Origin of the sequence: Gaetbulibacter aestuarii (assembly GCF_039537665.1) — a bacterium.
In the GTDB taxonomy this organism is placed as follows: domain Bacteria; phylum Bacteroidota; class Bacteroidia; order Flavobacteriales; family Flavobacteriaceae; genus Gaetbulibacter_A; species Gaetbulibacter_A aestuarii.
In genome coordinates this window covers 593,097-606,532 of the sequence record NZ_BAABAY010000001.1, presented here as the reverse complement: position 1 = coordinate 606,532, position 13,436 = coordinate 593,097, and the positions used below count along the sequence as shown (strand labels likewise).

General features: G+C 38.7%; 12 protein-coding genes. 7 read left to right on the top strand and 5 right to left on the bottom strand.

The annotated features are described in order from the left end of the window. Positions 1–265: 265 nt before the first annotated feature. Together mfd and ABD682_RS02585 are read left to right on the top strand one after the other, a co-directional pair. Positions 266–3,628, top strand: a complete 3,363-nt coding sequence (mfd, locus tag ABD682_RS02590; RefSeq protein ID WP_344738686.1) for a transcription-repair coupling factor — start codon at positions 266–268, stop codon at positions 3,626–3,628. 21 nt (positions 3,629–3,649) lie between these two features. Beyond that, complete coding sequence (locus tag ABD682_RS02585) at positions 3,650–4,993, top strand: TlpA family protein disulfide reductase (protein WP_344738684.1); 1,344 nt, start codon at positions 3,650–3,652, stop codon at positions 4,991–4,993. Here ABD682_RS02585 and ABD682_RS02580 read toward each other — a convergent pair whose 3' ends face one another. Next, complete coding sequence (locus ABD682_RS02580; protein ID WP_344738682.1) at positions 4,994–5,353, bottom strand: YraN family protein; 360 nt, start codon at positions 5,351–5,353, stop codon at positions 4,994–4,996. It abuts the gene before it with no gap. A gap of 249 nt (positions 5,354–5,602) precedes the next feature. Here ABD682_RS02580 and ABD682_RS02575 point away from each other — a divergent pair, with 249 nt between their 5' ends. From ABD682_RS02575 to ABD682_RS02560, 5 genes are all read left to right on the top strand, one after another. Further along, positions 5,603–6,259 carry a metal-dependent transcriptional regulator gene (locus tag ABD682_RS02575; RefSeq protein ID WP_344740792.1) on the top strand — a complete coding sequence of 219 codons (657 nt, stop codon included), beginning with the start codon at positions 5,603–5,605 and terminating at the stop codon, positions 6,257–6,259. Beyond that, complete coding sequence (locus ABD682_RS02570) at positions 6,259–7,299, top strand: metal-dependent transcriptional regulator (RefSeq protein WP_344738679.1); 1,041 nt, start codon at positions 6,259–6,261, stop codon at positions 7,297–7,299. Before ABD682_RS02575 ends, ABD682_RS02570 begins: the two co-directional genes overlap by 1 nt. Continuing rightward, positions 7,284–8,048 carry a FeoB small GTPase domain-containing protein gene (locus tag ABD682_RS14700; RefSeq protein ID WP_395360178.1) on the top strand — a complete coding sequence of 255 codons (765 nt, stop codon included), beginning with the start codon at positions 7,284–7,286 and terminating at the stop codon, positions 8,046–8,048. The genes ABD682_RS02570 and ABD682_RS14700 overlap by 16 nt, the downstream gene beginning before the upstream one ends. A gap of 9 nt (positions 8,049–8,057) precedes the next feature. After that, entirely contained in the window at positions 8,058–9,476 is a 1,419-nt protein-coding gene (locus tag ABD682_RS02565; protein WP_395360176.1) for a nucleoside recognition domain-containing protein, read from the top strand. 89 nt (positions 9,477–9,565) lie between these two features. Next, positions 9,566–10,090, top strand: coding sequence for a hypothetical protein (locus ABD682_RS02560; protein WP_344738676.1), 525 nt, complete (start codon positions 9,566–9,568; stop codon positions 10,088–10,090). Between the two features lie 3 nt (positions 10,091–10,093). Here ABD682_RS02560 and ABD682_RS02555 read toward each other — a convergent pair whose 3' ends face one another. Genes ABD682_RS02555 through ABD682_RS02540 form a run of 4 tightly spaced genes read right to left on the bottom strand, consistent with a single transcriptional unit; the run spans position 10,094 to position 13,411 of the window. Beyond that, positions 10,094–10,879, bottom strand: a complete 786-nt coding sequence (locus ABD682_RS02555; RefSeq protein WP_344738674.1) for a transporter — start codon at positions 10,877–10,879, stop codon at positions 10,094–10,096. 27 nt (positions 10,880–10,906) lie between these two features. Beyond that, entirely contained in the window at positions 10,907–11,044 is a 138-nt protein-coding gene (locus ABD682_RS02550; RefSeq protein WP_344738672.1) for an NfeD family protein, read from the bottom strand. A 38-nt stretch (positions 11,045–11,082) separates the two neighbouring features. Then, positions 11,083–13,182, bottom strand: coding sequence for a ferrous iron transport protein B (gene feoB / locus ABD682_RS02545; protein ID WP_344738669.1), 2,100 nt, complete (start codon positions 13,180–13,182; stop codon positions 11,083–11,085). Further along, positions 13,175–13,411: a FeoA family protein gene (locus ABD682_RS02540; RefSeq protein WP_344738667.1), complete on the bottom strand. Its 237-nt coding sequence runs from the start codon at positions 13,409–13,411 to the stop codon at positions 13,175–13,177. Before ABD682_RS02540 ends, feoB begins: the two co-directional genes overlap by 8 nt. Positions 13,412–13,436 lie beyond the last annotated feature (25 nt).

Sequence of the window (13,436 nt, the reverse complement as noted above, 5' to 3'; positions counted from 1 at the left end):
TCGCTGTGGGCTTTCCGCTACTATCCCTGCCTGCCGGCAGGCAGGCCTAACGCGGGCTTCATAGTACACGAATGTTGTTTAGAGCATCATGAAGAATCTCTCCGTTATTGAAAGCAGCGCGAAGTAATCTTTCAAAAAGGAGATCCCATCATAAAAATACTTCGTCATTCTTCCTCGTAATGACGACATCCTCAAAAAAACTCCTAAAAATCCTTTTATAACACACGAACCATACCGTATATTTGCAGCACTAAAAAAAGCATAGGTGAGTAAAACCCTAATCTCTCAAACCTATCAACAGGCTTTGCAAGTGCAAAATCTGCAGATTGCTATTGCCCAATCCCAAAAAAACACGCCAAAATTAGCGCTTACAGGATTAGTAGGTTCTGCACTGTCTTTCGTGATTTCAAGCGTATTTAAAGCCGCCGAAAAACCGTTTCTTTTGGTGTTTAACGATAAAGAAGAAGCCGCCTTCTACCTGAATGACCTTGAGCAATTATGCAATGAAAACAATGTGCTCTTTTATCCCGGGAGTTACCGCCGCCCTTATGAAGTAGAGGAAACCGATAACGCCAATGTGCTGCTTCGTGCAGAAGTTTTAAACCGTATTAATTCACAGAAAAAACCGGCCATTATCGTAACCTATCCCGACGCCCTGTTCGAGCAGGTGGTTACCAGAAAAGAACTTGAGCGCAACACACTGAAAATTTCGGTTAACGATAAACTATCCATCGATTTTGTAAATGAGGTCTTGTTCGATTATAAGTTCAAACGGGTTGATTTTGTCACGGAACCCGGTGAGTTCTCTGTTCGTGGAGGTATTGTAGATGTGTTTTCTTTCTCTCATGATCAACCGTATCGTATTGAATTTTTTGGCGATGAGGTGGATAGTATTCGAACTTTCGATGTGGAAACCCAGTTGTCGATCGATCAGATCAAAAAGATCAATATCATTCCGAACGTAGCTAACAAAATGGTTCAGGAAAGCCGACAAAGTTTCTTAAAATACATTGCGCAAAAAACCGTCGTGTGTTTAAAAAACCCGGATATGCTTTTTGCTCGTATCGATGAATTTTATGCTAAAGCCGAGGAAGCCTATAAGAATCTTTCAGACGATATTAAACACGCGAAACCTTCAGAGTTATTCTGTAATTCTGAACTTTTAAGATCACAACTCGAAGCGTTTACACTTATCAATTTTGGATCGTCTAAGAATAATTCCGCCGTAGGCGAGATCACTAAAAAAATAGAATTTAATACAACACCACAACCGGCATTCAATAAGCAATTCAACTTACTCATAGAAGACCTGAACGCCAACCATGATAAGGGTTACGCGAATTTTATTGCTTGTATTAGTGAACAACAAGCCAAGCGTTTTCACGATATTTTTGATGATGCGCATTTGGATGTCAAAGAATACAAAACCGTGATCTTATCCTTGCATCAGGGTTTTATCGATCACAATAACAAATTGGTGTGTTATACAGATCATCAGATCTTTGAGCGCTATCATAAGTTCCACATAAAAAACGGTTATGCGAAAAAGCAGGCCATTACGTTAAAAGAACTTACCAATCTGGATATTGGTGATTATGTTACCCACATTGATCACGGTATTGGTCGTTTTGGCGGACTTAAAAAAATTGATGTAGAAGGGAAAAAACAGGAAGCCATCAAACTCATCTATGGCGAGCGCGATATATTGTATCTGAGCATCCATTCTTTGCATAAGATCACGAAGTTTAATGGTAAGGACGGCAAGCCACCCAAAATATATAAACTGGGAAGTAACGCATGGAAAACGCTTAAACAAAAGACCAAAGCGCGCGTAAAACACGTGGCCTTTAATCTGATTAAACTTTACGCCAAACGCAAGACGAAAAGAGGCCATCAGTACAACCCGGACAGCTACATGCAGCATGAGCTGGAAGCGTCATTTATCTACGAAGATACTCCGGATCAAAGTACCGCTACAGCGGATATTAAAGCGGATATGGAAAGCGAGCGCCCAATGGATCGTTTGGTGTGCGGGGATGTTGGTTTTGGGAAGACCGAAGTTGCTATCCGCGCTGCTTTTAAAGCTGTGGATAATGGCAAACAGGTGGCAGTATTAGTCCCCACAACCATTTTAGCGTATCAACATTCCAGAACGTTCAAAGAGCGCTTAAAAGAATTCCCGGTAACGGTGGATTATGTGAACCGCTTCCGTACGGCTAAAGAAAAACGTGAAACTCTGGAAGGTTTAGAAAAAGGTTCGGTAGATATTATTATCGGGACGCATCAATTGGTTAATAAAAATGTAAAATTTAAAGACTTAGGCCTGCTTATTGTAGATGAAGAACAAAAGTTTGGTGTGGCCGTGAAAGAGAAATTAAAGACCATAAAAGAGAACGTAGATGTGTTAACCTTAACCGCAACGCCTATCCCGCGAACATTGCAGTTTAGTTTAATGGCAGCTCGCGATCTTTCAGTGATCACGACACCTCCACCAAACCGATATCCTATTGAAAGCCACGTGATCCGATTTAATGAAGAAACCATTCGTGATGCCATTAGTTATGAGATACAGCGTGGCGGCCAGATATTCTTCATTCATAATCGTATTGAAAACATTAAAGAAGTGGCAGGTATGCTGCAACGCTTAGTTCCGGATGCGAAAATAGGTATTGGTCACGGGCAAATGGAAGGTAAAAAACTGGAGCAACTGATGCTCGCTTTCATCAATGGTGAATTTGATGTTTTGGTGAGTACAACTATTGTAGAAAGTGGTTTGGACGTTCCGAATGCGAATACCATTTTCATTAATAACGCCAATAATTTTGGTTTGAGTGATCTGCACCAAATGCGCGGACGTGTGGGGCGAAGCAATAAAAAAGCATTTTGTTACTTCATAACTCCTGAATATTCTGCCATGACCGAAGATGCGCGAAAACGGATTACAGCCCTGGAGCAATTCACAGCTTTAGGAAGTGGCTTTAATATTGCCATGAAAGATCTCGAAATTCGTGGTGCCGGAGATCTGTTGGGAGGGGAGCAAAGTGGGTTTATTAATGAGATCGGTTTTGACACCTATCAAAAGATCCTGAATGAAGCCATTGAAGAACTTAAAGAAAACGAGTTCAAGGACTTATATAATGAAGACAGCGCCAATAAAGTCTATGTAAAAGACGTTACTATTGATAGTGATTTCGAGTTATTGTTCCCGGATGATTATGTAAACAACATTACGGAACGTTTGAACCTGTATACGCAGCTCAATAATTTAAAAACTGAAGAAGAACTGGTGGCGTTCGAAAAAGAGCTAATAGATCGTTTTGGGCCCTTACCAACACAGGTGGAGGACCTTCTGGATAGTGTTAAAATTAAGTGGCTCGCAACTAAAATTGGCTTCGAAAAAGTAGTTATGAAGCATGGCAAATTAGTAGGTTACTTTATTCACGATCAGCAAAGCAGATTCTATCAAAGTAATAATTTCACGAGCGTATTGCAATATGTGCAAACAAATCCGACGATTTGTAAAATGAAGGAGAAACAAACACGCAAAGGTTTGCGATTATTGCTTACTTTTGAGTCAATAAAATCAGTAAAACAAGCACTTAAGGCCTTACAACCAATGGTGACTTAAAATATAAAAACCCTCATACTTATGTTGAACAAATTTATAGTTTACGTTCTTTTATTACCCGGTATGTTATTGGCCCAGCATACCATTAAAGGAACTTTTACGCCACCTAAGGACTACAAGGTGGTTTTGCTCTATAAGGTAACCCCAAGTTTATCGAATTACATAACAAACACCAAGGTAGATAAGGACGGACATTTTCAATTTTCTTTAGATTCTACGGCAACCACAGGAATTTACCGAATTGTATATGCAGTGCCTCAGGAGGATTATAATTTTGATGTGATCTATAACGGAAAAGAAGATATTGAACTAGCTTTTAACGCCGAAACCGGTGTGGAATTTTTAAAATCAAAAGAAAATAAACTGCTTACCTCGTATACAAATAGCATGTCGTTGGTAACCCAGAGTATTAGCAATTATTACCGTGAACAACGTCAGGATACTACCGCGATCATGTCGATCTTTAAGACCCAACGAGAAACCCAGGCACAATATGAAAAGGCAGCCGAAGGGATGATTGCACTGCACTTTATTAAAGCGAATAAACCATACATCCCTAAGAAATATCAGAATGTATCCACCTACGTAAATAATTTAAAAACCCATTATTACGACCATGTAGATTTTAAGGATCGTATCCTGCAAAGCTCAAGTTTTCTGGAGGAACGAATGCTCAATTATGTGTTTGGCATGCGTGCCGATGGTTTGGATGAGGTTTTAAATTATGAAAAGAACATTGATAAATTCTGTGCTGCTATGAAGGATGATCTTCCCATAAAAGCAAAACGCATTTTATTGGTTGATCTTTGGGAGCAATTTAAAGACCTGGGGCAGGACAAGGTGGCAAATTACATTGCTGAAACTTATTTGATGGATATTGCTGTAAAATTGAATGATCAGCAACTCATCCATGATCTATTGATGTTGATAAATACCGGAATAGGAGAAATTGCCCCGGATTTTCCTATTGAAATGACTCAAAATGGGAAAACGGTGATCAAAAAACTTAGTGAGTTAAAAGGAGCTGAGGAGTATGTTGTGCTGTTTTGGAGCAGCACCTGTTCACACTGTTTATATGAAGTTCCTAAATTCTATAAATACATAGAAACCAAACCTAATGTAAAAGTAGTTGCTGTTGGCCTTGAGGACGGGCGTGATAACTGGGAAAAGGTAAAACAAAAATTTCCTGATTTTATACATGTTTACGGCGCAGGCCATTGGGATAATGAAATTGGCAATAACTATGGGGTTACAGCCACGCCAACTTATTTTATTTTAGATAAGGATAAACACATTATCAATAAGCCTAAAACACTCGATGAATTAGAAGAATTTTTAGATACTCAGGGGCAAGTTTCAGAATAATTAAAAATGATAAAAGGCATCTTCAAGATGCTCTATGTCAAAATTTTTACCGTTTCGTACAATCGCGACAATATCAAATCGCACCTCCATATCCAAATTGTTCGAGGCAATATATTCATCCACCGCTTTCACGAGGTTTTCAATTTGTTTAGGTTTTACAAAATCCTGCGGATTTCCAAAATCTGCTGTAGAGCGCGTTTTTACTTCAATAACAGCAAGCGTTTCGCCTAACTGGGCCAAGATATCAACTTCGGCCTTATCAAACCTATAGTTGCGTTCTAAAATGATGTAGCCTTTAGTTAACAGAAAATCTACTGCTAGTTCCTCACCTTTTTTACCAAGTTCGTTGTGTTGTGCCAAAATAGTTGTGTTTTATATTGGCTCAAATACCAATACCCGTTAGTTAAAATCAGCAGCGTTGTTAATCACGCTTTAGTGCCATTAAAGTTATTGGTGGTTATTTATTAAGGTGTTAATTTTCAAGGATCAAAGTACAATTTATTTTTAAGACTGTAATTATTAAATTAACAAAACTTTAAATTTAGCTTTACCTAAAAATATTTTTATGTGAAAGTAAATTTAATTATTTTTGTATAATAAATGTGAATGATGACAACCTTATCAGAGGAAAATTATTTAAAAGCCATATACCATTTAGGGAAACAGGGTACTATTTCTGTAAGCACCAATGCCATTGCGAAAAAAGTAGATTCCAAAGCATCTTCGGTTACCGATATGGTTAAAAAACTAGCGGAAAAAGAGCTTGCAAATTATGTAAGATATCAAGGTGTTAGCCTTACGGAAAAAGGTCGTTTAGCAGCTGCTTTGGTAATTCGTAAGCATCGCCTTTGGGAAGTTTTTTTGGTTGAGAAATTGCATTTTTCCTGGGATGAGGTTCATGATGTAGCCGAGCAATTGGAGCATGTAAAATCCTTGAAGTTGGTAAATGAACTGGATGCTTTTTTAGGTTTCCCAACGCATGATCCTCATGGTGACCCAATTCCGGATAAAGATGGCAATTATTCACCGATGAAGAGTGTCAATATTTTTGATATTGAAACAGGAACAACAGGTGTTTTATCTTTTGTGAAAGATTCTACAGATGCTTTTTTGAAATATTTAAACAAGAATGATCTCGCTTTGGGCGATACCATAAAAGTATTGGATTATGAACCTTTTGATGATTCACTGACTATTGAAACCAATTCGCAAAAAATGGTGATCTCAAAAGAAGTTGCTCAGAATTTATATGTAAAACAAGTGTGATGGAAAACTACAATCCCCTTATAGCGCTCCTGGTATTTTTTGCCATCGTGTTGGTGTTGATCGTGTTATTCCGTCCCATGAAAGGTTGGTTTTGGATCTTGAAAAAGAATTTTCAGAATAATGAAAAGATCATTATTGAAGATATTCTGAAACAATTGTATCACTTTGAGAATTCGGGTAATAAAGTAGATATGAAAACCCTGGTTCAAATGATCAACTACAATCACCACCGCGTCGTGGAGGTTACTAAGAAAATGACGGTTAATGATCTTATTTTTTTTGAAAAGGATATCATGAAACTCTCTGATAAAGGGCGGGAATATGCACTGCGAATTGTAAGGGTGCACCGGTTATGGGAACGGTATTTGGCTGATAAAACAGGTTTTAGTAAGTCTGAATGGCACGACCGCGCTGAGGCTATGGAGCATCAGTTAAGTCATGATGAAACAAATATTTTGGCTGCACATTTAGGGCACCCAAAGTTTGATCCACATGGCGACCCCATTCCGACACAAACCGGAAGGATAGCCGAAATACATGGAGAAGAATTACCACTCTTATCTGTAAATACCATAGGTAGGATTACTCATATTGAAGATGAACCAGATGTGATCTATAAACAGATCCTGGCGGAAAACATTCATATAGGATCTCTTATTAAAGTGATCGAAAACAATAGTACCCGGATCACGTTTGAATCTGAAGGCGAAGTTTTCAAACTTGCGCCTATTGTTGCGGCGAACCTTACGGTGGCTCCTTTGGAAAAATCGATTGCAGTTGAAGATAATATTGCCAGATTATCCAGCCTTAAGGAAAATGAAACGGCAAAGATTATTGGTATTTCTAAAGAAAGTCGGGGCGAAGCACGACGCAGATTACTGGATCTTGGCTTCGTAAAAGGTGCTGTTATCAAGATCGATCTTATGAATCCGCTCCGCGAACCAAATGCCTACTTGATCAAAGGGACATCGATTGCCTTGCGAAACGATCAGGCTGCAAAAATTTTAATTAAAAAAGATGAGTTATGGACCCAAAAATAAAAAGTGCCTGTGAAACTTGTGAACATTTTAATGCCAATGGCTTAAAACGTATGGGAGTGCAGACCGATAATGTGGATTTTGTAGTGGCTTTGGCCGGAAATCCAAATACCGGAAAAAGCACTGTTTTTAATGCTTTAACCGGTTTACGACAACACACTGGTAACTGGCCGGGTAAAACGGTAACGCGAGCTGAAGGTGGTTTTGAATATAACGATCAGAAATACAAATTGGTTGACTTGCCCGGAACGTATTCCTTGCTATCTACCTCAGATGATGAGCAGGCAGCGCGTGATTTTATTTTGTTTGGAAAACCTAATGTTACCGTAATTGTTGCAGACGCCAATCGACTGGAACGAAATCTTAATCTCGTATTACAAATTTTAGAGATTACCGATAAAGCTGTGTTATGTTTGAACTTGATGGATGAAGCAGAGCGAAATGATATATCTATTGATGTACGAACTTTGGCTCGTGACCTTGGAATACCGGTAGTACCTACGAGTGCAAGGTATAATAAAGGTATCCCTGATCTCATTCAAACCATAAGTGGTATCGCCAATGGGACTATCGAATGTAAACCTCATCGTATTAAAAATGTACCGTCGAATGTGGAGTCTGCTGTAAAAAAACTGGCTGAAAAAGTAAAGGAGGCCTTTCCAAATATTCCGAACAGCCGTTGGATTGCCTTTCGTTTGCTGGAAGGAGATACCCAGATTATCAATGCCTTAAAAAAAGGCGAATTTGTTTAAAACTGAAGCATGAGCGACAAAAATATAGATCATATAATTGAACTGTCTAACGAATTGCGATGGCAAATTGGCGACGATTTTCACGATACGCTAACGGAAAGTATATATGCTGATGCCGCGGATATTGTAAAAGACACCGTAGATGATCGGCAATCTAAAAAGCGATTTCGACTCGATGCGAAAATTGATAAAATTGTAACCAGTAAAATCTTCGGATTTCCAATCATGTTCCTCATTCTTGGGGTAGTCCTTTGGATTACCATTATTGGGGCAAATTATCCTTCATCGCTTTTAGCGGAATTATTATTAGATAAAATTCATCCGGCTTTAAAAAGCGGCGCGGCCAGCATTAATATGCCGTGGTGGCTTGATGGTTTTTTAATAGATGGTGTGTATTTAGCAGTAGCATGGGTTATTGCAGTAATGCTTCCTCCTATGGCTATCTTTTTCCCTTTATTCACACTTTTAGAGGATTTTGGATATTTACCGCGAGTGGCTTTCAATTTGGATAGTTTATTTAAGCGTTCCGGAGCTCATGGAAAGCAGGCCCTAACCATGAGTATGGGCTTTGGTTGTAATGCCGCCGGCGTTGTAGCAACGCGAATTATTGATAGCCCAAGGGAACGATTGATTGCTATTATTACGAATAATTTTTCCTTGTGCAATGGTCGCTGGCCTACACAGATCCTGATTGCTACAATTTTTATCGGGGCCATAGCACCTAAAGGAATGTCGAGTTTTGTATCCTTGTTAGCAGTTATAGGAATTGCCGTTTTAGGGATGGCATTTATGTTCGGAACATCCTGGGCTTTGTCCAAAACAGTTTTAAAAGGGGAAGTGTCTACCTTTCATTTGGAGTTACCTCCTTATCGACCACCCAGATTTTGGAGAACCTTGTATACCTCGTTGATCGATAGAACCATCATTGTGCTATGGCGCGCCATCGTGTTTGCGGCTCCGGCCGGAGCAGTTATTTGGTTGATCTCTAATATCCATATAAGTGGAGATAGTATTGCTGCAATCCTTATTGACTCTTTCAATCCGTTTGGTTATCTCTTAGGTTTGAATGGTGTGATATTACTTGCCTATATCGTGGCTATTCCAGCTAATGAAATTGTAATTCCGACAATCCTAATGCTTACGGTTTTGGTTACAGGAATTTCCGCAGGAAATGGAGCAGGAGTGATGTTTGAACTGGATTCAATGAACGCTACCGGAGATTTGCTTCGTGCAGGAGGTTGGACTTTATTAACAGCCATCAATTTAATGCTGTTCAGTTTGCTTCACAACCCGTGTAGTACAACCATATATACTATTTACAAAGAAACCAAAAGTGTAAAGTGGACTACAGTAGCTTCCATAATGCCGGTGATTTTAGGTTTTGTGGTTACGTTTCTTGTGGCACAGGTTTGGCGTATTTTAGTTTAAATCGATCTTCCATCGCATACATTTTTTTAAAAATTGTTTTTAGGTTGATATTCAAAAAGTTAAAAGCTTTTAATTCGTATTTTTAGTATATGAATTTCTCAGTTAAAATATTTGGATATTGTCTTTTCACCTGTTGTTTTCTGGCCTGTATTCCGTTGCGAGTACCACCAAGTATTAAGAACTACGAGGTGAAAATTGCTAAAAAGTTTAAAGGCGATTTACCGGAACGTTATGCCTTTATTTTTGAAGATAACTATCCTGAAGGTTTCTTTTATAATTTTATGGATCGCCGGTTTGAAAGAAACGGTGTAAACGTGAATCGTTTTGTGCCGATTGAAGTTGATTCCAGTACATACTATATGTCATTTTATGAAGTGAAACGCATAGATAAATCAGTAAGTCTTTTGAATTTATTTATTAACGGAGAAATGGAAACCGATGTTGATGCCGAAGATTCAGATGTTTCAAAAGAAGATTACTGGTATATCGCTATTACAGTTTCAGACCAAATGGATCAGGATGTATTAAACAAAAGTTATAAAACACAAGCTAAGGTTGTGGATTACCTCAGAGCATTACAACTGTCTTATCAAAATAGTTCAAATAGACAATAGATCTTATTTTTTACCGGTAGGAATTCTGAAACTTACCCCACCACTTAAAAGTAGGTCCTGACCATCAGTAATTCCGGAACCAACAGTAGCGTCCAACTGTACGTTATCTGAAAGTAAATAGGTAAAACCGAGATCCCAATAATGGTTTGAAGCGCTGTTTTCAGGAAGATTACCGTAAAGTTCGGCATAAAATCCCAGTGCATTCGTTAAAGACCTTCCGTAGGAAAGGGTGTAAATGTAGCTAGCTTCAGGAGAATCATCGCCCCAGGCCATCCCCAGGTTATAAGATAAACTCGACTTCTCATTTAGTGTGTGAGCAAAAGAAAACCTAAAATCTACACCTGTAGTTTCAGGTTTATAGTCATTTCCTGCTAAAAAGGGGAGGTAAACATGACCCACAAAACCAACTTCAGGCCATCCGTTATTTTCTTTGGCAATGGCTAACTTGGTACCAAGTAACAGCGGATTAAATCCACTTAAAACAGCATTAGTATTTTCGAACTTATTTTCAACAAAATCCCAACCTAAACGCAATTCTACATTGTTCAACAGACCCAAACGAAGTAATGAGGTGTTGTAAGTGAATTGTTCAGATTTTATAGAGTTAGTGTTATTTTTCGTGTAAAATGAACCGGTTTCAACTTGTAAATACCCTACAGGAACAGTACTTGGCGATTCCGTGGCATCAGGGCGATCCGTAATTAGGGGTTCTTTTGGGTCTTCCTGGCTACTCACTTCAAAGGACGACAAAAATAAGGCAGTAAATACTAATTTTTTTAGTTGATTCATGTTTTGGAATAGCTTTTAGATGCCAGATTAATGGCAACCACAATTATCACCGCCACCACATGCTTTATCTGACTTTGGTTTTTTGAAGAAGAATTTTCGAATTAAAAAAAACAAGGCAAAGCCCAAAGCAGTAAAAACCAGAATATATTGGATCAATGAATTCATAAATTTTTAGTCGTTTTTCTTGTATCTATCTTACGATTTTAATGTAACAATTGAAATGAAACCAAGGCCGCTACATAGGCTATGGCTGTCATTATAAACAATTGTAAAACGGGCCATTTCCAACTATTTGTTTCCCGTTTTACTATGGCCAAAGTACTCATGCACTGCATGGCAAAGGCGTAAAAAAGCAATAGTGAAACGCCCGAAGCAAAGGTAAATAAGGGTCCGCCTAAAATGGGGTTGACCTCTCCGGCCATTCGGTTTTTAATGGTGTCTTCATCATCATTACCCACACTGTAAATAGTGGCCAAAGTTCCTACAAAAACTTCACGCGCAGCAAAACTACTAATGATAGCAATACCAATTTTCCAATCGTAACCCAAAGGTTGAATAACGGGCTCGATAGCCCGACCGGTAATCCCAATAAACGAGTGTTCCAGTTTTTGCGAGGCTACTTTTTGCTGTAATTCTATTTGGGTAAGTTCTTTGCCTTTATTTTCAGCCTTTACAATAGCTTCGGCATTGTTGAAATTATCTCCGGGACCAAAGGAAGCCAAAAACCAAAGAATAATTGAAATCGCTAAAATAATTTTACCGGCACCGAATACAAAGGATTTGGTCTTTTCAATAACTGTTAAAGCCACGTTTTTTATAAGTGGTAACTTGTAGTTTGGCATTTCAACTACAAAAAAGGTTTTCTTTTTGATTCTTAAAATTTTATTCAGGATCCAGGCTGAAAATACGGCCATACCAAAACCTAACAGGTATAGGATCATAAGCGCGAGGGCCTGATAACCCAATCCTAATATACGCCCTTCAGGAATCACTAAAGAAATGATAATGAGATAAACCGGTAATCGCGCTGAACAGGTGGTGAATGGTGTTACCAAAATAGTGATCAGTCGTTCCTTCCAACTTTCTATGTTTCGGGTTGCCATGATAGCCGGGATGGCGCAGGCTGTTCCGGAGATCAAAGGCACGACGCTTTTACCGCTAAGTCCGAATTTCCGCATCACGCGGTCCATTAAAAAAACCACACGACTCATATAACCACTTTCTTCTAAAATCGAAATAAAGAGGAATAAAAAGGCGATCTGTGGAATGAAAATAACGATACCACCCAATCCCGGTATAATACCTTCGGAGATCAGATTTGTAAAGACGCCTTTAGGCAAATGGGTTTTAACCCACTCACTCATTAGAGCGAAAATATTGTCTATGAAATCCATGGGGACGCTCGACCAGTCGTAAATAGCCTGAAAAATGGTAAGTAGTATCACGCCAAAGATGAGGTAGCCCCAAACTTTATGTGTTAAAATGCGATCCAATCTTGTGCGGAGATCTTTAGCCTGAGTAACATCAATGGTTTGGCCAACTTTAAGTACATTATTGATAAACTGATAACGTTTAATCGTTTCTTTCTGCTGAAGGCGCTTAAGATCACTTTTCGATTTGGTCTTAAAATTCGCCAGAGCATCAATTTCATTTCTGGTGAGTTTTCCAAAATTTACGTCCTGAGTAATCACCAACCACAATTTGTATAATAATTGATTAGGGTAGGTTTCACGCAGGGTATCAAAATAAGGTTTATCGATCTCAGAAGCATTCAGGCAGGGCTCAACGGATAAATCCTTGTAATTAGCGATCAGATCTTTAAGCCGCTCGATGCCTTCCCGTTTTCGGGTACTAACCAAAGCGATTTTGGTTTTCAGCTGTTTTTCTAAATAATCAATATCCAGAGAAATACCTTTATAGCGCATTCTATCAGCCATATTGATCACCAAAATAGCTGGAATTTCAAGATCTTTTATTTGGGTGAACAGGAGTAAGTTCCGTTTTAAATTTTCAACATCACTAATCACTACAGCAACGTCAGGGAAGTCCTTGTCATTTTTATTGAGCAATAACTCGATAACCACATTCTCATCCAATGACGAGGCATTCAGGCTATACGTTCCGGGTAAATCGATAATGTGTGCTTTAACGCCGCGAGGCAGTTTGCAGATACCTTCTTTTTTCTCAACAGTGATGCCCGGGTAATTACCTACTTTTTGATTCAAACCTGTTAGGGCATTAAATACAGAGGTTTTTCCGGTATTAGGATTCCCTATTAAAGCAACATTGATTTGTTTACTCATGGACTTCTTTTTCAATGATGATATGTAAAGCAGTTTCTTTTCGAATAGCGAGATAAGATCCATTAATGTTTAGGTACATCGGATCTTTAAAAGGCGCCAATTGAACAAGCTCTACAGAATTTCCCGGGAGACAGCCCATTTCCAGCAGTTTTAGAGGAACATGAACAGACGATACATCAGCAATTACTGCTGTTTCTCCACGTTTTAAATGTGCTAATGTGTCTTTCACGCTTATTTAGATTGATTTTAAAGAA

Coding starts and splice junctions, on each gene's coding strand:
- ABD682_RS02585 (WP_344738684.1), top strand. CDS start 3,650: ATGTTGAACAAATTTATAGTTTACGTTCTTTTATTACCCGGTATGTTA.
- ABD682_RS02575 (WP_344740792.1), top strand. CDS start 5,603: ATGACAACCTTATCAGAGGAAAATTATTTAAAAGCCATATACCATTTA.
- ABD682_RS02570 (WP_344738679.1), top strand. CDS start 6,259: ATGGAAAACTACAATCCCCTTATAGCGCTCCTGGTATTTTTTGCCATC.
- ABD682_RS14700 (WP_395360178.1), top strand. CDS start 7,284: ATGGACCCAAAAATAAAAAGTGCCTGTGAAACTTGTGAACATTTTAAT.
- ABD682_RS02565 (WP_395360176.1), top strand. CDS start 8,058: ATGAGCGACAAAAATATAGATCATATAATTGAACTGTCTAACGAATTG.
- ABD682_RS02560 (WP_344738676.1), top strand. CDS start 9,566: ATGAATTTCTCAGTTAAAATATTTGGATATTGTCTTTTCACCTGTTGT.
- ABD682_RS02555 (WP_344738674.1), bottom strand. CDS start 10,879: ATGAATCAACTAAAAAAATTAGTATTTACTGCCTTATTTTTGTCGTCC.
- ABD682_RS02550 (WP_344738672.1), bottom strand. CDS start 11,044: ATGAATTCATTGATCCAATATATTCTGGTTTTTACTGCTTTGGGCTTT.
- feoB (WP_344738669.1), bottom strand. CDS start 13,182: ATGAGTAAACAAATCAATGTTGCTTTAATAGGGAATCCTAATACCGGA.